Origin of the sequence: Mesorhizobium sp. BR1-1-3 (assembly GCF_020165455.1) — a bacterium.
Lineage (GTDB): Bacteria > Pseudomonadota > Alphaproteobacteria > Rhizobiales > Rhizobiaceae > Mesorhizobium > Mesorhizobium ciceri.
This window is the reverse complement of the sequence record NZ_JAIUIC010000008.1, coordinates 256,380-280,448: the sequence shown is the minus strand read 5'-3', so window position 1 is coordinate 280,448 and position 24,069 is coordinate 256,380. Positions and strand designations below refer to the sequence as shown.

The following is a 24,069-nucleotide window of genomic DNA, read 5'->3' as shown; positions in this document are numbered from 1 at the left end:
TCTTGCCTTCTCCCCTTGCGGGAGAAGGTGGATCGGCGCGTAGCGCCGAGACGGATGAGGGGTGCTGGACGGAGCGCAATAGCCGGCTAATCTAAGCCATGCCGCATCAACCTGTCCCGCCAGCCAAACGAAGCTTCGCCCGTTCGCTCCGGTGTGTAATGACGGAAGCGGAAGACCGGCTGTGGCATGAACTGCGCGACCGCAGGCTCGACCGGATAAAATTTCGGCGCCAGGTTCCCATCGGAAAGTACATTGCTGATTTCGTCTACTTCGAAGCACGCTTGGTCGTCGAGATCGATGGCAGCCAGCATGCGGAGTTGGAGTCTGACAGCGTCCGCAAAACTCACCTGGAAGAGAAAGGCTTTCGCATTCTGCGCTTTTGGAACGATGACGTTCTGAAAGACATGAACGCCGTTTGCGATACCATCATCGCCTATGTACGGGATACCAGCCTACAGCCTTGGCGGTAGGGGCGCGTTCTTCCCTTCTCCCACAGGGGGAGAAGGGAAGAACGCCTGCGGCCCGATCACAAACCGGTGAGCGCTGTAACGAAGGCGCCGACAGCGGCGAAGTGGGGATATCTGCGGTGCTTCCAGGCGCCGCCGCCCACGGAGCAAGCCGATGTCAGGGTCCAACACGTTCATCAAAATGCCCAGCCTCTCGGCGATTGCGCTGGCAGCGTCGCTCGGTGCGGCCGCCGCCCAGCCGCTCAGCGTGGTCGAGCTGTTCACCAGCCAGGGCTGCTCGTCCTGCCCGCCGGCCAATGCCAATCTGATCAAGGTCAAGGACCAGCCCGGTGTGCTGGCGCTGTCGTTCAACGTCACCTACTGGGACTATCTCGGCTGGAAGGATATTTTCGGAAAACAGGAATTCACCCGGCGCCAGGTCAGTTATGAGCCGGCGCTCGGTCATGACGGGCCGTTCACGCCGCAAGTGGTGGTCAACGGCCATGCCGATGTCGTCGGCGCCGCACCCGGCGAGATCGAAAAACTGATCTCGGTGAGCGGCCGGACGAGCGGCCCGGCATTGTCGCTCGATGGCGGCAGGATCAGCATCGGCGCCGGCGCCGCACCTGGCGGCCACGCCGATGTCTGGCTGGTGCGCTATGCCAAGGGCGTGGTCGAGGTGCCTGTTTCGCGCGGCGAAAACACCGGCCGCACCTTGCCGCACGCCAATGTCGTGCATGCGCTCGAAAAACTCGGCAGCTGGACCGGCGCGGCAGCGACGTATCCTCTGCCCGCCGCGTCCGGCGGCATGAGCACCGCCGTGCTCGTGCAGTCGCCCGGTGGCGGACCGATCCTGGCCGCCGCGACCGACTAGATCCCGCTTCGACAAGAGATTGCGCAACGCCGCATGGAGCGGCGCCGCATAGCACGGCCGCCTAGAGGGCGCGCCTTCAACGCCAACCCCAAGGAGATCATCATGACCACTTCCCGCCTGACGCTGCCGGCGCTCGCTCTCGCTCTGTGCTCGACGGCGCTGTTTGCCGGCGGCATCGCCCGTGCCGACGACGCGACCAATGCGATGAAGCCGGCTGCAAATGCCATGAAACCGGCCGCGGATGCGATGAAGCCGGCCGCAGACGCCATGAAACCTGCAACGGATGCGATGAAGCCTGCCGACCCGATGGCCACCAATTCCATGAAGCCGGCGGCTGACGCCATGAAGCCGGCAACGGATGCGATGGCTCCGGCCAAGTAAAGGCGGTGCTGTTTCCGGCTTCGGTCCCGCGGGTCCGAAGCCGGATGCACGTGAAAGTGAGGCTTCGGCCGCAACTCGCACGTCGCATCGTCGTATCTTATCCAATAGACTCCACATGATGGACGTCACAGGAGCTCAAGCCATGACCGACATTCAAAAACCAGTCATCAGACAATCGTCGAACGTCTTCCGCAGCGCGCTCGCCGCCCTTGCGCTGGCCGCAGCGGGCGCCGCGTTCTGGCTGACGCCGGCGGTTTCGGCCGAGGACGCGGTGAAGATCCCGCCGCCGGCACTCGACGAGAAGGCGGCCACCGGCACTGAAAAGGCAGTTTTCGCCGGCGGTTGTTTCTGGGGCGTGCAGGGCGTGTTCCAGCACGTCAAGGGCGTGACCAGGGCCGTCTCCGGCTACACCGGCGGCGACAAGGACACCGCCGTCTACGAGACGGTCGGCTCAGGCCGCACCGGGCATGCCGAATCCGTCGAGATCACCTACGATCCGTCGAAGGTGACCTACGGCCAGCTGCTGCAGGTCTATTTCTCGGTCGCCCACAACCCGACCCAGCTGAATTTCCAGGGTCCGGACTCCGGCACGCAGTACCGCTCGACGATCTTCGCCGAAAACGATGCCCAAAAGAAGATCGCGCAAAGCTACATCGCCCAGCTCGACCAGGCCAAGGTGTTCCCGGAGCCGATCGTCACCACGCTGGAAACCGGCAAGACCTTCTATCCGGCCGAGAATTATCATCAGGACTTTCTGACGCTGAACCCGACCTATCCCTACATCGTCTACAACGACCTGCCCAAGGTGGCGAACCTGAAGGCCCTGTTCCCGGCGCTCTATAGCGAGAAGCCGGTGCTGGTGCTGTCGGCGAGCAACTGAGAACGCGCAATCTCCCCCTCGCGGGGGGAGATTTGCGCACTCAGCCGCCCCGCCCCTGCCGGCTACATGGCCTTCATCGCGTCACACGACACAGTCGGGTTCATGTCGGCGAAGGTGCCGGCCGGGTTCTTCTTCCAGGCCCAGACATGCAGTTCATAGAACGGGCCTAGACCGTAGCGGTTGGGCGCACTGTCGAAATTGAACAGCTGCCCTTCCAGCGAAGCCGGACCTTTCGAGGTGATGTACTCGACGGCCACCAGCCTCAGCTTGCCGTTTGCCATCGGCTCGTACATCAACGCCTCGGGCTTGGCGAGTTCGACCGCATCGTCCTTCAGATAACCGGCATTGACATAGTGGATGCCCATGGCGCCGCCGGTGATGCCGCTGGCGCAAGGGATCGGCGCATAGCCCTCGGCCGTCGCCATCGCCACGTTCTCGAAGCGGCTGTTGGCTGCCCGCACCTTCTCGTCCAGCGCGCCAGCGTTGTGAGCATTGGCCGCCGTGGCCGCGATCGACAGGATCGACAGGTTGATGAGGTGTTTGGTCCACAGATGGATGTTCATGTTCTCTCCTCCTTGTTGATGGCGCGCGGGAGCAGCCGCTCCCGCTGCGACGTCGGATCTCGGCTGCACGCATCATTGGTACCGGGTGAAGTCCCAGTAGTGCGGCAGACCCTCGAGCTCCGGCAGGCCGATGTCGCGTCTCAGATAATCGTCCTGCGGAGGCAATCGACGCCGACTCTTGCGCAATGGCGCGAACAGCAGCGAGGCCAGCCGCCAGAAAGCCCGGCCCGGTAACGGGTCTCGTCCGATGGGTCTCGACGCCGCCGACGGCCCGCTGAACGATTCGTCAGGCACGCTGCCGTCGCCGCGAAGGGCAGTTTGATACTCATCGATCGGGTCAACGGTAAAAGTAAGGGTCAAGAACCCGCACCTCCGTGATCTTGTCGACAGGCAGCGCGTTTTTCTGGGCCGTGCTGCGGATCGCTTCCGGCGAAGGCGCGTCATAGATGCAGAAGCTCTGCTTCTTGTCGGGCGAGACGAAGGACTGCACCCAGGTCACGCCTTTCTCCGCGTTGCGCATGATGACGCCGCCCAGCGCATCGGCGCCGGCATCGTTCACCGGCACGCTGAGGCCGTTGGGAAATGTACGTTCAACCACATAGCGAGGCATATCAGGTTCCTTTGCTGTTTCACGCCCGGTTTTGAGCGCGGAGGACATTGATCACGCTCGCCAGGGGCGCGCATCGGAACCTTTCCCTATGTTTCGTGGGACGATTCCCCATGTTAACGGCGTTCACTGCTGGAGCCACAAAGCCGATACCGGGCCGCGCTATCCTGCCTGACGAAAGCGGGGTGCGGCAGCGACCCGGATCACGAAAAGCGGATGATCATGCTTCTGGAACGGCAGACACAGCTGGAGCAGCTGGACGGACTTCTCGCCGAAGCCGCGCGTGGTCGCGGCAGCGTGGTGGCGTTGTCGGGCGAGGCCGGCGCCGGCAAGACCGCACTGGTCGAGGCCTTCGTCGCCGGCGCGGCCAAGGCTACGCGCATCTTGCGCAGCGCCTGCGAGGACCTGTCGATCCCCGATCCGCTCGGACCGCTCTATGACCTCGCCCGCGAGGCGCAATGGGCGATGCCGCAGGCGATCGACGCCAGGCAGGGTCAGCGGCTGCCACTGTTCTCCGGTGCCCTCGACGTGTTCGAGACAAGGACCCAGCCGACGCTTCTGGTAATCGAGGATCTGCATTGGGCGGACGACGCGACGCTCGATTTCGTCCGCTTTCTTGGCCGGCGCATCGCCAACACCCACATCCTGGTCCTGTTGACGGCGCGCACCGACCGCAGCGAAGGACAGGCGCGTGTGCGCCGGGCGCTGGGTGAAATTCCGTCGGGCAACGTTGCCCGTATCGACGTGCCGCTGTTGAGCGAGGCGGCCGTCCTGTCGCTCGCCAGCGCTGCCGGCCGCGATGGCGATGCCATCTACCGGGTCACCGCCGGCAATGCCTTCTTCGTCACCGAGCTCCTGTGCGCCGACAATGAGATGACGCCGCCGGCCAGCGTGCGGGACGCCGTTGTGGCGCGGGCCGAACGGCTGTCCGCTGGTGCCCGCTCGATGCTCGACGCGGTGTCGGTGTTTCCCAGGCGGGCCGATGCTTGGGCTCTGCAGGGCCTGTGCGGCGTCGCCAGCGCCGGACAGCTGGCGGAATGTGTGTCGAATGGGCTGCTCGACGATCTGGGCGATGGCTATGCCTTCCGCCATGAAATCGCACGCCGCGCCATCGAGATGATGCTGACGACAAGTTACAGGAGACTGTTCAACCAGCGCGCGCTGTCGGCGCTGCTTGAAAACGGCGGCGTCGCCACCGCACGCCTGGTCCATCACGCCGTGGAAGCGCACAATTTCGAGGCGGTGCGCGAATTCGCGCCGATCGCCGCGCGCGAGGCTTCGCGTGTCGGCGCCCATCGCGACGCCGCCGGCTACTATGAGGTTGCCTTGCGGCAGGCCGACACCTTGCCCGTGGAAGAACGCGCCGGACTTTACGAGCAGTATGCCTTCGAGTGTCACTTGATCGCCCGCATTGACGAGGCCATCAAGGCGCAGGAACAAGCCCGCGCGTTGCAAAAGGCGCTTGGCAACACGCTGAAGGAAGGCGACAGCCTCAGGTGGCTATCGCGCTTCGCCTATCTGTTGGGCGACCGCCCGGCAGCCGACCTGTTCGGCGCCCAGGCGGTCGCGTTGCTGGAGGCAGTTCCCGCCAGTGCCGAACTTGCCATGGCCTATTCGAACCTTTCGCAGCTGGCGATGCTGGCCGAAAGGCTCGACGAGACCCTGTCGCTGGGCGGCAGGGCGATCGAGCTTGCCGAGCAGCTGGACCGGCAGGATGTCGTTTGTCACGCGCTCAACAATGTCGGCGCCGCCGAGCAGTGGCTGGATCTGGCCAGCAGCCGGCTGCATCTCGCCCGCAGCCTCGAAATCGCGCTGGAGCAGAATTTTCAGGAGCACGCCGCGCGTGCCTTCACCAATTGCGCCTGTGGCGAGATCAACCAATTGGGCTACAGCCAGGCTCAATCCTTCCTCGATCGCGGCATCGACTATTGCGTCGACAACGATCTGGCGACTTGGCGTGACTATATGCGTGGGGTTCGGGCACAGTTGTTGTTGCGTCAGGGATACTGGAACGAAGCTGCCGCCGAGGCTCTGGATGTCATAAGCAATGACCAGGCGACGGCGCTGGTCCGCTATCCCGCTTTGGTGGCCCTGGTGAAACTGCGTCTTCGGCGCGGAGATCCTTCGGCCGAGCCGCTGCTGGCGGAAATGAATCGGTTCCTGGAAAGGGGAGCCGAATTGCAGCGGCTGTTGCCGTACGCCGCCATCGTCGCCGAGCAGGCATGGCTCGGCGAGGCGGAAATCGCCGAGGCGCTGCGGCTGATCGACCTTGCCGAGACCCTGTCGCCGACGCGGGCTATGTTTGCCGAACTGGCCAGCTGGCGCCAGATCCTCTCCGCCGGTAGCGACGCGGGGGATACGGCCGGCATGGCCGCGCCGTACCGAATGCTCCTGGCTGGCGACTGGCAAGGGGCGGCCGCGGTCTGGGCGGATCTCAACGCACCTTATGAACGTGCGCTCGCGCTCGCCCAGGGCGATGAGCCGGCGCAGCGTGCGGCACTCGAGATATTCGAGACCCTTGGAGCCAAGCCGGTTGCGAGCCATGTGCGCGAAATCATGCGGCGCAACGGCGTCATTCGCATCGCCCGGGGGCCGCGCCAGACCACGCGCGCCAACAGCGCCGGCCTGACCCAACGCCAGATGGAAGTGCTGCAACTGATCGAGCGCGGCTTCTCCAACAAGCGGATCGCAGAGCATCTGACCATTTCACCAAAAACCGTCGATCACCATGTCTCCGCGGTTCTGGGTAAGCTGGATGCCATCTCGCGTGGCGAGGCCACAGCTGCCGCGCGCGATTCCGGGCTGATCTGAAAGCAGCCCTTCCTGAGAAAGCCCATGGCGCTTTGCGTCAAAGAGATGGAGCGGATCAATCGTAGGTCAGGTCGGTCGCCTTGCCGCCGAACACCCGGTAGGCATAGAAGGAATAGAAGATGATGATCGGCAGCACCACCACGGTGCCGGCCAGGATGATGGCCAGGCTTTCCGGTGCCGAGGCTGCCTGCCAGATGGTCAGGCGATCCGGCACCACGAACGGGTAGAACGACCAGGCGAGGCCGGCAAAGCCAAGCGCGAAGATGGCCGCCAGCGTCAGGAACGGCGTCAGTGAATGGCGGTCGTCGGGCTTCGGCAGATGGAAGGTCTGCTGCCACAGCCACAGAAACAGCAGCGCCGACAGGATCGGCAGCGGCGACAGATAAAGCATCTCCGGCCAGACGAACCATTTGTCGAAGATGCGCGGGCTGGCGAAGGGCGTCGCCAGCGACACCGCGGCCATGCCGAGCGCGGTCAGCACCAGCGTCGTGCGCAGCCAGCGCACCGCCTTCTTCTGCAGCTCGCCTTCGGTCTTGTAGATCACCCAGGCGGCGCCCATCGCCGCGTAGGCGGCGGCAAGGCAGAACGCCACCAGCACGCCGAACGCCATGCCGCCGAGGCCGACATCGAGGCCGAGCACATAGACACCCAGCATGTAGCCCTGCGCCAGCGAGGCGATGAGCGAACCCAGGAAGAAAATACGGTTCCAGCGATGCTTCCGGCCAGCTGGCACCTTGGCGCGGAAATCGAAGGCGACGCCGCGCAGGATCAGCCCGAGCAAAAGCACGAAGACCGGAATGTAGAGCGCCGTCAGGATGACGCCATGCGCCAGCGGGAAAGCGACCAGCAGCAGGCCGACGGCCAGCACCAGCCAGGTTTCGTTGGCGTCCCAGAACGGGCCGATCGCGGCAATCATCGTATCCTGTTCGGCCTCTTCGGCGGCGGCGAACAGGATGCCGATGCCGAGATCGAAACCGTCGAGAATGACGTAGATCAGGATGGCGAGGCCCATCAGGCCGGCGAAGATGAGGGGAAGCGCGGTTGGCCAGTCGAAGCTCATCTTCTTCTCCTACTCGCCAGCCGCCGGCTGTGACATGGCGGCGTTCATGACGCCCGGCAGCGGCGATGAATCGCCGTCCTTCGCCGCCTTCAGCGCCAGGTGCACCAGCACGCCGAGATAGGCGATCAGCAAAAGCACATAGAGAACGAGGTAGGTCGCCAGCGTCAGCGCGACATGGCTGCCCGCCACCGGGCCGACCGCGTCTGCCGTTTTCAGCACGCCCGTCACCAGCCAGGGCTGTCGGCCGATTTCGGTGGTGTACCAGCCGGCCAGCGTTGCCAGCCAGCCCGACAGCGCCATCGGTACCATCAGCATGGCGAGCGGCTTCGGCAGGCTGTGCCGGCGCTTGAGGAAGAAGGCAGCCGACCACGAGACGAGCAGCATCGATATGCCTGTGCCGACCATCACGCGGAAACCCCAGAACACCGGAAAGACCGGCGGATGGTTGCCGGGATAATCGTTCAGTCCCGGCACCACACCGCTGGTCGAGTGCCGCAGCACCAGGCTGGCGCCGTCGGGAATGGCGATCTCGAATTTGTTTTCCTTCGCGGCCTCGTCGGGAAGCGCAAAAAGCACCAGCGGCACGTTGGGGCCGGTGTTCCAGTTGGCTTCCATGGCGGCGATCTTCTGCGGCTGGTGCTCCAGCGTGTTCAGCCCATGCTGGTCGCCGGCGAAGATCTGAATCGGGATCAGGATCGCGGCCGTGAAGACGCCGGTGCGCAGCGCCTTCCACATCGATTCCGAACGGTCGCCGGTGAGATAGCGCAGCGCCGACAGGCCAGCGATCAGGAACGACACCGTCAGCCCGGACGCCAGCAGCATGTGGGTCAGCCTGTAGGGCATCGACGGGTTGAAGATGATTGCCCACCAGTCGACCGCATGCGCCACGCCGTCGCGCATCTCGAAGCCGGCCGGCGTCTGCATCCAGGAATTGAGCGCGATGATCCAGAACGCCGAGACGGTGGTGCCGCCGGCGACAAGCACCGTCGCCAGCGTGTGGATGCGGTTGGAAACGCGGCGGAAGCCGAACAGCATGATGCCGAGGAAGGCCGCTTCGAGGAAGAAGGCGGTGAGGATCTCGTAGGCCAGCAGCGGCCCGGCGATGTTGCCGACCTTTTCCATGTAGCCCGGCCAGTTGGTGCCGAACTGGAAGCTCATGGTGACGCCCGAAACCACACCCATGGCAAAGGACAGCGCGAACACCTTCACCCAGGTGAAATAGGCGCGCATCCAGGCGGAATCGTTGGTCGCGTTGTAGCGCAGCTTGAAGAACAGCAGCACCCAACCCAGCGCAATGGTGATCGTCGGAAATAGAATGTGGAATGAAATATTCGCGCCGAACTGGATACGCGAAAGTATGAGCGGGTCCATGATGGGCTCCGGCTGCTGCAAATACTCGCGAAGAATAGGCCCGAAGCGAGTTCAGGTCAAAGCGGCGTCCTGCCGCGAGGCTGAACGCCACAGGACAATTTTCCCGGTTGCATGCCGCGCAACTCCGGGCCTGTGCGCCGCACCTGCAATGGCCGGCCGGCAACGATTGTCGAGAACTGTCAGCAGGGCATTGACTTGCGGTTGCAAGCACCGACATTCGGCCTATATCAGGGGACCTCTTTCAAGCAGCCGTTTTCATCCATGCCTTCCATCCTGTCCATTTCCGGGGTCTCCAAGACCTACGCCACCGGTTTTACCGCGCTCAAGGAAGTCAATCTCGACATTCAGCGCGGCGAAATCTTCGCGCTGCTTGGGCCCAATGGCGCCGGCAAGACGACGCTGATCTCGATCGTCTGCGGCATCGTCAACCGCTCGTCGGGCACCGTCACCGTCGACGGCCACGACATCAACAAGGATTATCGCGCCGCGCGCGGTCTGATCGGGCTTGTGCCGCAGGAACTGACCATCGATGCCTTCGAGAGCGTCTGGGCGACGGTCAATTACAGCCGTGGCCTGTTCGGCAAGCCGGCCAACCACGGCTTTGTCGAGAAGGTGCTGCGCGATCTCTCACTGTGGGACAAGAAGGACGCCAAGGCGATCACCCTGTCGGGCGGCATGAAGCGCCGGCTGATGATCGCCAAGGCGCTGTCGCATGAGCCGCGCATCCTGTTCCTCGACGAGCCGACCGCCGGCGTCGATGTCGAGCTGCGCCAGGACATGTGGGCGATGGTGCGCCGGCTGCGCGAGGACGGCGTCACCATCATCCTCACCACGCACTATATCGAGGAAGCCGAAGCGATGGCCGACCGCGTCGGCGTCATCAACCGCGGCGAGATCATCCTGGTCGAGAACAAGGCCGAACTGATGCGCAAGCTCGGCCGCAAGCGGCTGGTGCTGGAACTGCGCAATCCGCTGACGGCCATTCCCGAGGCGCTCTCGCGCTATGCGCTGGAATTGTCGCCCGATGGCGGGCAGCTGACCTACACCTATGACAACCAGGCCGAGCGGCCCGGCGTCGCCTCGTTGATGCGCGATCTCGAGGCCGGCGGCATCCAGTTCCGCGATATCGACACGCAAAACTCTTCGCTCGAGGAGATCTTCGTCAATCTGGTGAGGAGGGAGCCATGAACCTTCGCGCAGTATGGGCGATCTACCGGATGGAAATGGCACGTGCTTTCCGCACCGTGCTGCAGAGCATCGTCTCGCCGGTCATCTCGACGTCGCTGTATTTCGTCGTCTTCGGCTCGGCCATCGGCTCGCGCATCACCGAGATCGACGGCATCAGCTACGGCGCCTTCATCGTGCCGGGTCTGATCATGCTGTCGCTGTTGACGCAGTCGATCTCCAACGCCTCCTTTGCCATCTATTTCCCGAAATTCGTCGGCTCGATCTACGAGCTTCTGTCGGCGCCGGTCTCCTATCTGGAGATCGTCATCGCCTATGTCGGCGGTGCCGCGACCAAGTCGATCATCCTCGGCCTGATCATCCTGGCCACCGCCTCGCTGTTCGTGCCGCTCACCATCCTGCATCCGTTCTGGATGCTCGCCTTCCTGGTGCTGACGGCGGTGACCTTCAGCCTGTTCGGCTTCATCATCGGCATCTGGGCGAAGAGTTTCGAGCAGCTGCAACTGGTTCCGCTGCTGATCATCACGCCGCTGACCTTCCTCGGTGGCAGCTTCTATTCGATCAACATGCTGCCCGAGGTCTGGCGCACGATCACGCTGTTCAACCCGGTCGTCTATCTGATCAGCGGTTTCCGCTGGAGCTTCTACGGCAAGTCCGACGTCTCGGTCGGCGTCAGCCTCGGCATGACGGTCGTCTTCCTGCTGATCTGTATAACGATCGTCGCCTGGATCTTCAGGACAGGTTATCGGTTGAGGAATTGACGGCAGAACGCCGCCAGGTCTGTTGAGATTCAGGTCAGGCCGAGTCGAAAATGGCGGATTCCGAGAACCGGAGCGGAGCGTACTTTTCGTACGTGAGCACCGGAAGCGCAGGAAGCCGCCATTTGCAGGCCGGCCTCACCTGAATATCGATAGATCTAGATCGCCTTGACCAGCCGCAGCAACCCCAGCATCTCGACATACGTCCCCTTGCGGAAGGCGATGTAGACCGGCTCCTCGACACCGTGGAAGCGGCGCTTGAAGGCCGCCTGGCCCTGCAGGTTGAACCTGCGGCGATTGACCCAGGGCGAATCGTAGGCGCGCTGGAAGGCATTGCGCCAGAAATCGCTTTCGGCAAAGCCGCTTGGCCCGATATCGAGCATCGGCGACAGGCCGAGCGTGACCACCGAGATGCCCTCTTCGCGAAAACGATCGACGGCGAATTTGGTCAGGCCGACCTCGGCATGCGGCGAAGCGTCGATATGCTTGCGCTTGAAGGCCGTCGTGTAGCCGATGACCTTTCCGTTGCGGCACAGCGGGTCGAAGTCGAGCAGAGCGACCAGTCCGCCGTCGGGACCGTGCAGGACGAAACGGCGCATGTCGGTGCCGAGATGGTCGGCAAAGTTGCGGTTGAGAAAGCCCATCTCCCAGCGCTTGACGATGCGGTCGCCGCGCCAGTTTTCCGAAAGCCGGGCAATTTCATCCAGAAAAATCGTGCGCTTGTCCTCGTCGAACGAAAAGCCTTTCTTCAGCAGCCAGCGCTCGGAGTAGCGCACGGTCTCGTTGCGCTTCCCGGAAAAATCATGCTCGGGCAGGGTGAGGCGGGTGTCGATGCCGAGGCGATTGACCTTGTAGCCAAGGCCGGCCAGCACGCGTGCGGTTTCCTCGCCGACCTGCACGAACCACGGGCTGCCGGCGGTCTCGACGAAGCGCTTGATGTAATCGGCCCGACGCGCCGGAGCCGCCACCGGGTCGCCGAGCGCGAAATGGTGCTTCATCTTGGTACCGAAGGCGATGTAGCCGTCGGCGTCGCCGAAATAGGAGAGCTTGCCTTGCACGGCGGTGGAATAGGCGAGCGAGAAGTCGCCATAGCGGCGCACCAGTGCCAGGCGTTCGACATGGGTCAGCGCCTGCCGCTCGACCTCGGGCGCGGCGGCCTCAAGGATCTTGTCGAAATAGAACCGCAAGGAGGGCATGGTCGAGATTCCGCGTGCCGCCTACAGCGCCGGCCGTCCAGGACGCGCCAAGGTGCTGTAACACTTTGATTCTGCGCATGACTCGAAAATCGGAGTCGATTTCGGGCATGCGCGTGGGGATAACCGAGACTCGCCAGCCACCCCGAGCCTCGAATCAATCACATTGCCGCGACCTGATTACCGTTGATATCGCGCATATGCCATATAGAGCGCAACCGCGGCCCGGCGTACGGAGCTAATTCGCATCGCTCGAAATTTCGGCCGCGGTTTGCTGCAGGGATCCTGCGCGGGATCAAACGGTTACAGCGTCCTGCCAGCCTAGCGTCGAACGGGATTCGAGTGAATGACTGATACGACAATCAGATCGATTGTGGATCTGCCGGCCAAGGTCGAGCCGGCAATCGTCGTCGGCGCCGGTGCTGCCGGGCTGGCCGTCGCGCACGCCTTGATGAACGCCGGCGTGCCGACGGCGATCCTGGAAAAGGAAAGCCGGTTGGCTGAGCCATGGCACCGGCGGCACCAGCAATTGCATCTCAACACCCACCGCGATCTTTCTTCGCTGCCTGGTCTCCCCTATCCCCCCGGCACCCCCGCCTTTCCGCACCGGACGGTCGTCATCCGCCACATGAATGATTTCAGGGAGGAAAACCGGCTGCCGGTGCAGTTTGGCGTCGCTGTCGAAGAGATTGCCTTCAAGGGCGATCACTGGGCGGTACGGACCAGCGCTGGCCTGCGGCTGGCCCGCAATGTCGTCGTCGCCACCGGCCGCGACAGGCAGCCGTTCATTCCCGAATGGAAAGGCATGAAGGATTTCGTCGGGCGCATCATCCATTCGGCGGATTTCGGTGACGCACAGGCCTATGCGGGCCAGAAAGTGCTGGTCGTCGGCGCCGGCAATTCGGGTTTCGATGCGCTCAATCATCTGGCCGGCATAGACACGGCCGCCATCTGGCTGTCGGCCCGCAGCGGTCCCGCCCTGCTGCCCAAGCGCATCGGCAAGATCGCCGTGCACCGGCTTTCGCCGTTCATGGCTCGCTTGCCGTTGCGGGTCGCCGACGCGGTGATGTCGGCGACGCAGCGCCTGGCTTTCGGCGACCTGACCAAATTCGGCCTGCCGCCCGCGCCTGCGGGCGGCGCCAGCCGCCTGACCTCGGACTACACCGCGATCGCCGCCGACGACGGCGCCGTCAGCGCCATAAAGGCCGGCAAGATCACCGTCGTACCCGGCATAAGGGAATTCACCCGTGACGGCGTGATCCTGGCCGATGGCAGCCTGATCTATCCTGACATCGTCATTGCCGCGACAGGCTACCGCACCGGGCTGGAGCCGATGGTCGGCAAGCTCGGCGTGCTTGACGCCAAGGGCGTTCCGCTCTTCAACGGCGGGCAAGCCGATCCGAAATTGCCCGGTCTGTGGTTCACCGGCATGCGGCCGAGCATTCGCGGCTGCTTCGCCAATGCCGGTATCCTGGCCAAGGCGATCGCCAAACGGATTGCAGGGTCGGCCTCGCACCAACCCGGCGCATCACGCTGATTTGGGTTCCAGCCGCCGGAAACCGACGGTCTCCATCAGCATGTCCTCTTCCTCCATGCCGGCATTGTGCAGGGCGAGCAGGTTAAGCGCGATTTCCCGCGCGTCGGCGGAATCGGGATGTGCCTCGCGCCGCCGGCAGGCCTCGTCGAACACGCGCTGCAGCTTGGCGATATCGGCTGGCTTGAGCAAGCCACGGTCATAGACGGACTTCGACATGGCGATCTCCTGATAAAGATCTAGGGCGCCATGCTTAAATTGCCAATCTTTCCCGAGGCTTGACCGACTTCACCCCATGCCGCGACTTCAAGGGGCGGCAGCGGTGCAAATCTGCTCCGCTGCTGCGCCTCACGCTGGAGGACAATCAGACCGCGATCTTGCCGCCGCCCTGTCTGGTGATGGCGACCACCGACGGCCGCACCGGCATGTCGGGCTTGAAGTCGGGCCAGCGCGTCGACAGATCCTCATAGTAGGACGGGCGGCCGAACGCTTCCCAGTCTTCGCCGCCATCGCCCGGATGCTGGACGGCGACGAAGGCGGTCTGGTCGTCGGGCGCAAACAGCGGACCGCACATTTCGGCGCCGATCGGCACGCGGAAGAACAGTTTCGAGGTCGCCCGCGCCGCCCCTTCCGTGTCCACCGCCCACAGACCATCTGTGCGGCCGGTGGCTTTCGGGCCTTGGCCGTCGGTCGCGACCCAGAGACGCCCGGCCGAATCGACCGCGCAATTGTCGGGCATGCCGAACCAGCCATTGGCCGTCGTTGCCGTCGAGAAGGTGGCGCCGACATCGGCAACCGCCGGATCACCGCATTTCAGCAGCACTTCCCACTTGCCCTTGGCGGCGGTGAAATCACCGCCGTCCTCGGCGATCTCGATGATGTGGCCGAAGGCGTTTTCGGCGCGCGGGTTGGCGGCGTCTACCTGGTCGGCCTTGCGCTTCGAATTGTTGGTCAGCATGACATAGACCTTGCCGTTGACGGCATTGGGCTGGATGTCTTCGGGCCGGTCCATCTTGGTGGCACCGAGCAGGTCGGCGGCGCGGCGCGTCTCGATCAGCACGTCGGCCTGGCCAGTGAAACCGTTTTCAGCCGTCAGCGGTCCCTGGCCGAAGACGATCGGCAGCCATTCGACCGTGCCATCTTCGGCGAACCTGGCGACATGCAGCGTGCCATCATCGAGCAGGTCCCGGTTGGCGGCATGATCGTTCGGATCGAACGCGGCCTTGGTCACGAACTTGTAGACATAGTCGAAGCGCTCGTCGTCACCGAGATAGAAGACGACGCGGCCGTCCCTGGCGACAATCGATTCGGCGCCCTCATGCTTGAAGCGGCCCATGGCGGTGCGCTTCCTCGGCGTCGAGGTCGGGTCGTTGACATCGACCTCGACGATCCAGCCGAAGCGGTTGGCCTCATTGGGCTCCTTGGCGAGGTCGAAACGCTCGTAATGCGCCGCCCATTCATAGGCGCCTTCGGGAATGCCGAGACGCTTGTAGTTCGCGGCTTCCTTGTGGCCTTCCGGCAACTCGCCGGAGAAATAGCCATGGATGTTCTCCTCGGCCATCACATAGGTGCCCCAGGGCGTGACGCCGCCGGCGCAATTGTTGAACGTGCCGAACACCTTGGTGCCGGACGGATCGGCATTGGTCTTGACGCGGTCATGGCCGGCAACCGGACCGGACAGCGCCATTTCGGTGTTGGAGGTGATGCGGCGATTGAGCTTGCCGTCGCGCACCACCTGCCATTTGCCTGATGCCTTGCGGATCTCGACGATGGTGCCGCCGTGAGCTGCCATTTCGACATCGACCTGCTCCTTCGAGAGGGGTGCGACTTCGGCCGACTTCTTGCCGTCCTTCTCGACGATCTTCACGATGCCCGGGAACATCAGATGCGGATTGGTGTATTCGTGGTTGACCACCAGCAGGCCATGTTCGGCCGAGCCGTCGATGGGAATGTAGCCGACATAATCGTTGTTGTAGCCGAACTGTTTCGCCTGGGCCTCGGCCGACTGTTTCGTCGGGTCGAAGTCGGGCGAATCGGCAAACAGCGGATCGCCCCAGCGCAGCAGCACATCGGCATCGTAACCCGGCGCGACGTGGTGCTTGTCGTCGATGCCGGCCTCGAGTTCGTCGAACGTGAAGGCCGAGCCTTCAGCGGCCCGGGCCTCGTCGGCGCTGATCAGCGCCAGCGGGCTGACGGTGGCGGCGATGGCCGAGACAGCCAGCGAACCCTTGAGGAAGCCGCGGCGCGAGAACCGCGCGGCGATGATCTCGCCCATGGTGCGGTTGTCGGAAGCGTTGATGGCCGGGCCGTCGTTTTCCTCGAGCAGGCTGGTGCGGAATCGGGTGTCGGGGGAGCGAAGGTCAGTCATGGCTTGCCTCTGGCTGTTGGATTGGCTGGAGCGTGGGTACCTGTTTGACCCCCTTATAATCGCCGGATCACATTTTCGTGACATCGGGAGACCTTTCAGACGCGACAGGCATTGCGCGCAGCGCTGGCTAAGCATTCCCGCAGACCGGAACTGCTCCAGAATCGCCGGTTCGAGATGAAAGGAGACCTTAGGCGGCATCTTGGCCGCGCATCCTGCGACGGCGGACGACATCAGTCGTTTGCAAAAAACAGATCAACGGGCAACTGCACCCTCGACAAGTCACCTCCGCCGCCCCCGGCGGAGGTGACTTGATGTTCGGCGTCTGCGGTCGTCAGGCATCGGGAAAGCCAGTCTCCCGTTTAGCGATGGCGGTCACGGCGCCGTTCATGCGAAGCTAATGTAGCATATACTTGGGACTTTAGTCCAACCTTGCGCTTGCAATGGTCCTGGTTGACAACCGCAACGGTCGGAGGTCGCTTCCGGGCGCCGCGTCTTTCGGCAATGTTGGTTGCACTGCAACGTTGGGGTGGGGCGCGCCGGGCTCAGTCGTCGGAGATCAGAATGCACAGATCGGTCACGACCCGTTGTTGCCGGCTGGCGCTCAAATCGGCAGCGGCGCTGGTGTTGACGATTGCGCCCTATCAAATTGTCCTGGACGGCTCCGTTTCCGGCATCCACACCGTCAGCGCATACGCCAAGGGTGGCGGTAACAGTGGCGGCGGTGGTGGTGGCGGTGGTGGCGGAGGCAACAGTGGGGGCGGCAACGGCGGCAATTCCGGCGGAAGCAATAGCGGGAACAGCGGCAACGGCAATGGGAATAACGGCAACAGCGGCAACAGTGGCAACAACGGCAAATCAGGATCCAGTCAGGGTAAGAGCGGGAGCCATGTCAATGCAAAGACCGGTGACAAGGTCGACGTGACCGGCAACAAGATCACAGTCAGGCATCCCGACGGCATAACGGAAAAGCTCGAGAACGGTCGTTTCAGCATGAAGGACGCTCTCGGTCGCACGATCATCGACCGCCAGGCCACGCCGGCCGATGCCAATCGTCTCAAGGCCTTGTGAAGCTGGCCAACAGGCAACGGTCAGCTTTGCACGTCACCTCCGCCGCCCCCCGGCGGAGGTGACCTCGTTTCCGGCCGGCGTCGTCCCGGTTTTCGGCACCGCAATGGCTGCGGTCCCGAGGCGCGACGCGCTTTTGCGCAATCCGGGACGGGAAACCGCTGCGCATTTCTTCGGACCTGCCCAGAGCAATTCTAGAAAAAGTGTGAAGCGGTTTTCCCGTTCCCTTGGGAATTGCGTCACAGAGTTAGAGCAGCTCGCCGTTTCCGTGAAACGGTGAAATGCTTTAGGAAGGCCTGTCGCGGTCGCGCCACTCACGCATCATCAAGGCCGCTTCGGTGCGATTTCGCACATTGAGCTTCGACAGCACTCCGGTCATGTGATGTTTGACGGTCTTCTCCTGCAACTCAAGCCGCAAGGCGACTTCCTTGTTGCTCAGCCCCTCCGCCACCAGCCGCAGGATTTCCGTTTGCCGATCGGTGAGCTGCCGCAGCCGTTCCGCCAAGCCGTCGGTCGGCTGCTGGGACTGGAGATCCGAAAGCAGCCGGGCCGATAGTGTCGGCGAGAGATAGCTTTCGCCGGCTGCGACATTGCGCAGGATGTCGGCGAGGCCGCGCGATCCGACGCCTTTGAGGACATAGCCATTCACCCCTGCGTTCAGCGCCTTGGTCACATCGGCATTGGCCTCCGAGACGGTCAGCATGACGATCTTCTGGGCGGGATGGTTGGCGAGGATGCTTGCGACCGCGCTCAGCCCGCCGCCCGGCATCGAGATGTCGAGCAGCAAGATGTCGGGCCGCATCGTCGCGGCGAGGCGTTCGGCATCCTGCGCCGTGGCGCCCTCGCCAACCATCTCGAAGCCTCCGATCTCCGACAGGCTGCGCGTCACACCTTCGCGAAAGAGGGGATGATCGTCGACAATGGCAATGCGAATGGTCCCAGTCATGCTTGCTCCTCGACCGACAGACGGATCACCAAACGCGTACCTTGCGGCCCGGTCAAGGTTTCGAACTGTCCGCCAATGCTTTCGACCCGTTCCCTGAGGCCGGCGAGCCCGAGGCCCTCGACCCGTGCCGTCGGATCGAAACCCGGCCCGCGGTCCGACACTTCGACAAAAAGCCTGCCACCTTTCATCCCGGCACTCACCGCCTGATCCTTGCCTAGCCCGTGGTGATAGGCATTGTTCAGCCCTTCCTGGACGAAACGATAGATGCTGATCTTCTCGGAGGCGCCGGGTTCAGGCAACTGTCCGGCCAGCGTCAGCGTCACCGACGTTCCCGTCCTCTGTTCGTGTTCCTTGACGGCCAGCCGCAGAATGTCGGTTGCGGCAGCCGTCTCGATCTGCGGCAGGACAAGGCCGGTGCAGATGCCGCGTATTTCGCGCATCGCATCCTCCAGCGTCTTGCGAATCATCGTGACCTCGGTCGAGCGGCTTGCGCCCGAATGGCCATCGCTGGAAAATATCGGGCTGTCCATGCGCAGCGCCGCCAGGGCCACGAGTTGGGCCGGGCCGTCATGCAGGTCGGCGCCGATGCGGCGCAGATATCTTTCGTTGAGCGCGGTGGCGCGGCGCGAGGCCTGTTGCACGCGCAGTCGCAAGGCACTGTTTTGCGCCACCAGACCCTGCAGTTCCGACACCTGGCGGCGCAGCGCCCCACGCTGGTCGTCGATGGTGCGGCTGCCGCGCAGGACGATGCCCGACAGGAGCAGGAATGCCGCCAGGGTCGCGCCGGCCACGATCAGCCAGCTCGACCACAGAGCGGAAGCCAGGGTGGCCTGGAAATCGTCGGCGATCTCATAGAACTCGGTAACCGCCACCACCTCGCCCGACCAGGGCTCGCGCACGGGATTGTAGATCTCCAGCAATGGCAAGCCGGTCGCCTTCTCCTCGCTCTCATCCTCATCGAAAGTATTGAATTCAGCGACGACATTGCCTTGGAAAGCGGAACGCAGATTGTCGCTCGGAGCGAAGCGGCGGCCGATCAGGGCCGTCTCCTTGGCATAGAGGACCGTCCCGTCGCGGCGCCAGAGCATGAACGATTCGAGGCGCTTGCCGAGCGCGCCCTGGCCAAGCGTCTCGTCCAGCGCCTGCTTGACGGAATCGCTGAGCTCCTGCTCCTTGCGCAAGTCGGGAAGCAGCGGCGCAATCACGCTGTCGACATAGAGCGCCGTCGTGGCGGCCGAATTGCGGATGACGCCCTCTCTGATCTGCGCCGTCACCCAGGCGCCCACCACCAGCATGACGGCCAGCAGGCCAAAACCGCCGGCAACGACGAATTGCAAGGCAAGAGAGAGTTCGCTCCAGCGTCGCGTCAAGTTCTGCAGAATACGAATCATGAACCCCTGACCGCCCTTCAATCGAATGGCTGGACGATGTCGGTACATTGAGCCTCCGTCTTGCCATTGCCAAGAGCTTCGTTTGGTCGAGCGCTTGACGTCCCGGCGCGCTTCGGAAACAACGTCCGCGACACATGCGGCGGGAGCCGCTTCGAGAGGGGGGCGGAACGTTGAGTTTTTCGGGACTGCTGCAGCTCGGCTTTTCAACCGTCATTTTCCTGCTGGCGGCGACAGCCGCCAAGCAATGGGGCCTGGCGCCGAGCCTTGGCAAGATCGCGCTGACGCTGGCGCTCTATTCGCTGGGCAATCTGATCATGCTGCGGCTGATCCGCGAATTCGGCATGTCGGTGTCGTTCAGCCTGTCTGCCGTCATCCAGCTGGTCTCGGTGAACGTCGTGGCACTGGTCTTCTTCGGCGAGCGCGTCAACGCGCTGCAGGCGACCGGCATCATGCTGGCGATCGCCGCAGTGGCGCTGATCACGCTCGGACCCTATCTGCAAGGCCGGCTGTAACGGGCGGATTGCCGATGAAGAATGCCGCGAACGCTTTGCTCAACCGGGTCGAATTCCCGGTGCTGCTGGCCGGCCTGGTCATCGCGGCCGGCCTTTGGGGATTCGAGGAGCTGATGGAGATGGCGCGCGCCACCACCCCGCACGCCTTCGACACCGAAATACTGCTCGCCTTCCGCCAGGCGGGGCGGCCTGACAGCCCGATCGGCCCGATGTGGCTGCAAGGGGCGATGCGCGACATCACAAGCCTTGGCAGCGGCAGCGTGCTGGTGCTGATCGTGACGGCGGTAATCGTCTATCTCCTGCTTATCCGCAGGCCGGCGACCGCCCTTTTCATCTTCGTGGCGGTGGCCGGCGGTCAGGTGCTGTCGAGCCTGCTGAAAGCCGGAATCGACCGGCCGCGCCCCGAACTCGTCTCGCATCTCGTCAACGAAACGACGCTGTCTTTTCCCAGCGGCCACGCCATGCTGTCGGCGGTGACCTATCTGACGCTCGGCGCGCTGGCGGCACGCTTCCTGCCCGGTCGAACGACGAAGATCTATGTGCTGTCGCTGGCGGTGCTGACGACGCTGCTGGTCGGCATCAGCCGCGTCTATCTCGGCGTCCACTGGCCGTCGGATGTGCTGGCCGGCTGGTGCGCCGGCTTCGTCTGGGCGATGCTGTGCTGGCTCGCTGCCCGGACGTGGCAGCGATGGCGTGGGCAGCACCCGGACGGCGAGACTGGAGACTAGATCAGCCGGTTGATCAGCCCGTGCCCGCAGCCGGCCAACAGGAAAACCGCCGACAGCAAGGCTGCCGATGTCATGAAAGTCTTGAAGATATTCAACCGCGTTACTCCCTGCCCAGATGGAAGACCTTAGCGCGCAATCCCGGGAAAGTATCTAAAAAATGGCCAGTCAGGCGCCGCTACTTACGTCTCAAACATTCATCCTAATGCTTGAAACATCAGAATGATGATATTATACCTTACTCCTGCAGACTCAGACGGGGATTCCGGCCGATGATCACTGCCGCGCAGATGCGCGCCGCAAGGGCGCTGGCCGGCATCGATCAGAAGACGCTCGCCGAGCGCGCCGGCGTTTCGCTTCCGACTATCCAGCGCATGGAGGCGAGCGATGGCGTGGTCAGGGGCGTGGTCGACACGCTGATGAAGGTCATCCAGGCCCTCGACGAGGCCGGGGTGGAGCTGATCGGCGAGAATCAGGCCAGCGAGCGCGGCGGCCGGGGCGTGCGCCTCAAGTCTGCCGTGCCGCCGGATCCCAAGGCTGAGCCGGCATAAAGTCGCGACGGCGACCGCCGACAGCCCTGCCGACGATCCCGCCGCCTTTCAGGGTGCGAAAGGCAGTCCATGGATCAGACGCAGCGGGCAGGGCATGAACCGGCCCCCAGATCGGCCCAAAGGTCGGCCCACCAGTCGGCAAAGCCGACATTTCCCGAATTGTTCACGCCAAAGCTCGTGACGGTCTGGCGCGAGGGCTACACCTTCGCCGACGCCAAGGCGGACGCCATTGCCGGGCTGACGGTGGCCATTGTCGCGCTGCCCTTGTCGATGGCCATCGCGATCGCCTCGGGAGTCACGCCCGAGCGCGGCCTCTACACCTCGATCGTCGGCGGCTTCATCATTTCGGCGCTCGGCGGCAGCCGCTTCCAGATCGGCGGCCCGGCCGGCGCCTTCATCGTGCTGGTGGCCGCGACGGTTGCCCGGGTCGGTATTGACGGGCTGCTGCTGGCAACGATGATGGCAGGGGTCTTCCTGCTCGCCATCGGCTATCTCCGTCTCGGCACCTACATCAAGTTCATTCCCTATCCGGTGACGGTCGGCTTCACCGCCGGCATCGCCGTCATCATCTTTTCCGGACAGATCGTCGAACTGTTCGGGCTGAAGCTTGCCGGCAAGGAGCCCGGACCGCTGGTGCCGAAGCTGATCGCGGTCGGCGAGGCGGCCGGCACCATCAACCCGGCGGCGACCTTCGTGGCGGTGTTGACCGTCGCCACCATCGCCGGCCTGAAGCGCTGGCGGCCGACATGGCCCGCAATGCTCATCGCCATCGGGCTGGCATCGCTGGTCGTGGCGCTTCTCGCACTGCCGGCGGAGACGATCGGCACCCGCTTTGGCGGTATACCGCGCAGCCTGCAAATGCCCGCTTTGCCGCCGATCAGCCTGGACAGGATGATTGACGTGCTGCCGGATGCCATTGCCTTCGCCTTGCTGGGCGCCATCGAATCGCTGCTTTCGGCGGTGGTCGCCGACGGGATGACGGGCCGCCGGCATCGTTCCAACTGCGAACTGGTGGCGCAAGGCTTCGCCAACATCGCATCCGCCCTGTTCGGCGGCATCTGCGCCACCGGCACCATCGCCCGCACGGCGACCAATGTGCGGGCCGGCGCCCACGGACCGGTTTCGGGCATCGTCCACTCCGCCATCCTGCTCGCCTTGATGTTGGTGGCGGCGCCGCTCGCCAGCTATATCCCGCTCGCCGCCCTGGCCGGCGTGCTGGCGGTCGTGTGCTGGAATATGTTCGAGAAACAGGCCTTCGCCACCTTGCTGCGTGCCTCGCGCGGCGATGCGCTGGTGCTGATGGCGACCTTTCTGCTCGTCATCTTCCGCGATCTCACCGAAGGCATCGTCGTCGGCTTCGTGCTGGGGTCGATCCTGTTCATCGACCGCATGGCCAAGTCGATTGCGGTCGAGGCCGATCAGCCGCTGGTGCAGGAGGATGTCGCCGACAGCACCAAGGCCTACGATGCCAGCGAGGCGACCGACGCCGACACCGTCGTCTATCGCATTTCGGGCGCCTTCTTCTTCGGCGCCGCATCGACCGTCGGCACCGTGCTCGACCGCATAGCCGACCAGCGCAGGAACTTCATCCTCGACTGCTCGGCCGTACCGTTCTTCGATTCGACGGCGGCCAACGTCATCGAAGGCGCCGCCCACAAGGCGAAACGCGCCGGTGTCCGCTTCATCATATCGGGTGCCGCGCCGCAGATCCGACGCATGCTGATCACCCACGGCGTCAAGCGCCCGCTGGTGACCTACGCCGCCTCGATCAAGGATGCGCGGGCGCAGCTGAAAGGGAAGATCGAGGCGGGGTAGGGGCCACTGCGGATGCGCTGGTCCATATTGGCCGTCAATCAGTCAACCTGGCAGCAGCCCATAGGCGTAGGCCATCTTTTCCGTTTCTGCGGTCCTGCCCGGCGAGGCGTCCACAAGGATGCGTGTGCCCCAACTGTCGATGCGATCAATCTTAAAGCCAACGTCGCGCACCATGGCAAAGAGACAATCCTTATTGGGCACCCAGAAATTGGTGATGTCGCCGGCAAGGGAAGCCGCTTCGTAGTATTGCGCGACCGCGACGCCAGGCATCAGGGCCGGCGCAAATTCCGTTTCAACCAGCAGGCGAGCCTGACACAGTCCGGCAACGATGTTCAGCGCGCGCACCATGTCGGGCAAATGATAGAGAACGCCCAGAAAAAGCACGATGTCGAACGTGCCAATGTCTGATGCAGGGATATCGTACAGGTTCATTTGGCGGTAATCGAAGTCCAAAGCGGTCAACTGCTCCATGGCTCCGAAACCATGAACGTTCTTGGCCCGATAGTCGATGACCGTCACCTGCGCTCCGCGACGCGCCATGTTCATCGAAAAAAAACCATCCGATGGACCTATGTCCAAGACTTTGAGGCCAGCCATATCTTTTGGCAATTGGAGTTTTTCGAGCAGGAATCCTGGGTCATAGGAACCCGGAGTGACCACGCCTGGGAAGACTTCAAACTTGTGGTGCCAATGGGTTACCTCTGCAACGATCGCCCGAGCGCGGTCGCGGTCGAGTGACGTCGAAGCTGGTGCTGCCGGGTACATATCTCTAATCTCCAATCAGGTCCTGCCTCACTCAGGAGATAAATTTTTGACCCGAGCCTCATATGCCAGCGATGGGCGCCAGGCCGCGACTATGCATGCGGGCTCCATCGTTGCCAATAGTGCAACCGATTTCCCTAACAGTTGCGATGGGCGGATGGACAGCCCCTTCAGCAACGACCGACTGCTGCCAGAGCGCTTCACGGTTTCACGCCAACGGTCCTCATCCGCCTGCTTTGAAACAACTTTGGACGTACATTCGTTTCACACT

Annotated in this window: 24 protein-coding genes; 13 read left to right on the top strand and 11 right to left on the bottom strand. The window is 63.4% G+C overall.

Annotated elements, in window-relative coordinates; all coding sequences use genetic code 11:
• The first annotated feature begins 98 nt into the window (after positions 1-98).
• The 4 genes from LB559_RS19995 to msrA all read left to right on the top strand — a co-directional run bounded on the left by LB559_RS19995 (position 99) and on the right by msrA (position 2,581).
• Entirely contained in the window at positions 99-470 is a 372-nt protein-coding gene (locus LB559_RS19995; protein ID WP_224674817.1) for an endonuclease domain-containing protein, read from the top strand.
• A gap of 151 nt (positions 471-621) precedes the next feature.
• Positions 622-1,320 (top strand): DUF1223 domain-containing protein, encoded by a 699-nt coding sequence (locus LB559_RS19990; RefSeq protein ID WP_224674816.1) that lies wholly within the window; start codon positions 622-624, stop codon positions 1,318-1,320.
• Between the two features lie 102 nt (positions 1,321-1,422).
• Positions 1,423-1,701: a hypothetical protein gene (locus tag LB559_RS19985; RefSeq protein WP_027162827.1), complete on the top strand. Its 279-nt coding sequence runs from the start codon at positions 1,423-1,425 to the stop codon at positions 1,699-1,701.
• Positions 1,702-1,843: 142 nt separating this feature from the next.
• A complete protein-coding gene (gene msrA / locus LB559_RS19980) occupies positions 1,844-2,581 on the top strand; it encodes a peptide-methionine (S)-S-oxide reductase MsrA (RefSeq protein ID WP_224674815.1) in 738 nt (245 codons plus the stop codon).
• Positions 2,582-2,643: 62 nt separating this feature from the next.
• Here msrA and LB559_RS19975 read toward each other — a convergent pair whose 3' ends face one another.
• The 3 genes from LB559_RS19975 to LB559_RS19965 form a co-directional block, all read right to left on the bottom strand.
• On the bottom strand, positions 2,644-3,144 hold the full coding sequence (locus LB559_RS19975; RefSeq protein WP_224674814.1) for a hypothetical protein: 501 nt from the start codon (positions 3,142-3,144) through the stop codon (positions 2,644-2,646).
• A 72-nt stretch (positions 3,145-3,216) separates the two neighbouring features.
• Positions 3,217-3,504, bottom strand: a complete 288-nt coding sequence (locus tag LB559_RS19970; protein WP_224674813.1) for a hypothetical protein — start codon at positions 3,502-3,504, stop codon at positions 3,217-3,219.
• Complete coding sequence (locus tag LB559_RS19965; RefSeq protein ID WP_013528685.1) at positions 3,482-3,754, bottom strand: DUF4242 domain-containing protein; 273 nt, start codon at positions 3,752-3,754, stop codon at positions 3,482-3,484. Before LB559_RS19965 ends, LB559_RS19970 begins: the two co-directional genes overlap by 23 nt.
• Before the next feature lie 213 nt (positions 3,755-3,967).
• Between LB559_RS19965 and LB559_RS19960 the strand changes: the two genes are divergently transcribed.
• Positions 3,968-6,562 (top strand): helix-turn-helix transcriptional regulator, encoded by a 2,595-nt coding sequence (locus LB559_RS19960; RefSeq protein WP_224674812.1) that lies wholly within the window; start codon positions 3,968-3,970, stop codon positions 6,560-6,562.
• 55 nt (positions 6,563-6,617) lie between these two features.
• Here the strand turns inward: LB559_RS19960 and LB559_RS19955 are convergent, their stop codons facing one another.
• Both LB559_RS19955 and LB559_RS19950 read right to left on the bottom strand, forming a co-directional pair.
• The gene (locus LB559_RS19955; protein ID WP_224674811.1) at positions 6,618-7,622 is read right to left on the bottom strand and encodes a cytochrome d ubiquinol oxidase subunit II; all 1,005 of its coding nucleotides are present in this window, start codon (positions 7,620-7,622) and stop codon (positions 6,618-6,620) included.
• Positions 7,623-7,631: 9 nt separating this feature from the next.
• Positions 7,632-8,993 (bottom strand): cytochrome ubiquinol oxidase subunit I, encoded by a 1,362-nt coding sequence (locus tag LB559_RS19950; protein WP_224674810.1) that lies wholly within the window; start codon positions 8,991-8,993, stop codon positions 7,632-7,634.
• Positions 8,994-9,254: 261 nt separating this feature from the next.
• On the opposite strand from LB559_RS19950, the gene LB559_RS19945 reads away from it, so the two are divergent.
• On the top strand, positions 9,255-10,181 hold the full coding sequence (locus LB559_RS19945) for an ABC transporter ATP-binding protein (protein WP_024502216.1): 927 nt from the start codon (positions 9,255-9,257) through the stop codon (positions 10,179-10,181).
• Complete coding sequence (locus tag LB559_RS19940) at positions 10,178-10,939, top strand: ABC transporter permease (RefSeq protein ID WP_013528680.1); 762 nt, start codon at positions 10,178-10,180, stop codon at positions 10,937-10,939. Before LB559_RS19945 ends, LB559_RS19940 begins: the two co-directional genes overlap by 4 nt.
• Positions 10,940-11,094: 155 nt before the next feature.
• Here LB559_RS19940 and LB559_RS19935 read toward each other — a convergent pair whose 3' ends face one another.
• Complete coding sequence (locus LB559_RS19935) at positions 11,095-12,132, bottom strand: phosphatidylglycerol lysyltransferase domain-containing protein (protein WP_127368985.1); 1,038 nt, start codon at positions 12,130-12,132, stop codon at positions 11,095-11,097.
• A gap of 343 nt (positions 12,133-12,475) precedes the next feature.
• On the opposite strand from LB559_RS19935, the gene LB559_RS19930 reads away from it, so the two are divergent.
• Positions 12,476-13,666: a flavin-containing monooxygenase gene (locus LB559_RS19930; protein WP_224674809.1), complete on the top strand. Its 1,191-nt coding sequence runs from the start codon at positions 12,476-12,478 to the stop codon at positions 13,664-13,666.
• On the opposite strand, the gene LB559_RS19925 is transcribed toward LB559_RS19930, so the two are convergent.
• Entirely contained in the window at positions 13,658-13,882 is a 225-nt protein-coding gene (locus LB559_RS19925) for a hypothetical protein (protein ID WP_224674808.1), read from the bottom strand. The genes LB559_RS19930 and LB559_RS19925 overlap by 9 nt on opposite strands.
• A 145-nt stretch (positions 13,883-14,027) precedes the next feature.
• Complete coding sequence (locus LB559_RS19920) at positions 14,028-16,031, bottom strand: PhoX family protein (RefSeq protein WP_224674807.1); 2,004 nt, start codon at positions 16,029-16,031, stop codon at positions 14,028-14,030.
• A gap of 561 nt (positions 16,032-16,592) precedes the next feature.
• Here LB559_RS19920 and LB559_RS19915 point away from each other — a divergent pair.
• Complete coding sequence (locus tag LB559_RS19915; RefSeq protein ID WP_063169632.1) at positions 16,593-17,099, top strand: hypothetical protein; 507 nt, start codon at positions 16,593-16,595, stop codon at positions 17,097-17,099.
• A 283-nt stretch (positions 17,100-17,382) separates the two neighbouring features.
• Here the strand turns inward: LB559_RS19915 and LB559_RS19910 are convergent, their stop codons facing one another.
• Positions 17,383-18,042, bottom strand: a complete 660-nt coding sequence (locus LB559_RS19910) for a response regulator (protein ID WP_013528674.1) — start codon at positions 18,040-18,042, stop codon at positions 17,383-17,385.
• Positions 18,039-19,433, bottom strand: a complete 1,395-nt coding sequence (locus LB559_RS19905; protein ID WP_024502211.1) for a sensor histidine kinase — start codon at positions 19,431-19,433, stop codon at positions 18,039-18,041. Before LB559_RS19905 ends, LB559_RS19910 begins: the two co-directional genes overlap by 4 nt.
• Before the next feature lie 170 nt (positions 19,434-19,603).
• Between LB559_RS19905 and LB559_RS19900 the strand changes: the two genes are divergently transcribed.
• The 4 genes from LB559_RS19900 to LB559_RS19885 all read left to right on the top strand — a co-directional run bounded on the left by LB559_RS19900 (position 19,604) and on the right by LB559_RS19885 (position 23,036).
• Positions 19,604-19,945, top strand: coding sequence for a hypothetical protein (locus LB559_RS19900; RefSeq protein ID WP_013528672.1), 342 nt, complete (start codon positions 19,604-19,606; stop codon positions 19,943-19,945).
• A gap of 14 nt (positions 19,946-19,959) precedes the next feature.
• Complete coding sequence (locus LB559_RS19895) at positions 19,960-20,673, top strand: phosphatase PAP2 family protein (protein WP_224674806.1); 714 nt, start codon at positions 19,960-19,962, stop codon at positions 20,671-20,673.
• Positions 20,674-20,942: 269 nt separating this feature from the next.
• A complete protein-coding gene (locus LB559_RS19890; protein ID WP_063169634.1) occupies positions 20,943-21,221 on the top strand; it encodes a helix-turn-helix domain-containing protein in 279 nt (92 codons plus the stop codon).
• A gap of 69 nt (positions 21,222-21,290) precedes the next feature.
• The gene (locus LB559_RS19885; RefSeq protein WP_224674805.1) at positions 21,291-23,036 is read left to right on the top strand and encodes a SulP family inorganic anion transporter; all 1,746 of its coding nucleotides are present in this window, start codon (positions 21,291-21,293) and stop codon (positions 23,034-23,036) included.
• A gap of 42 nt (positions 23,037-23,078) precedes the next feature.
• Here the strand turns inward: LB559_RS19885 and LB559_RS19880 are convergent, their stop codons facing one another.
• Complete coding sequence (locus LB559_RS19880) at positions 23,079-23,801, bottom strand: class I SAM-dependent methyltransferase (protein ID WP_224674804.1); 723 nt, start codon at positions 23,799-23,801, stop codon at positions 23,079-23,081.
• Between the last annotated feature and the right edge of the window lie 268 nt (positions 23,802-24,069).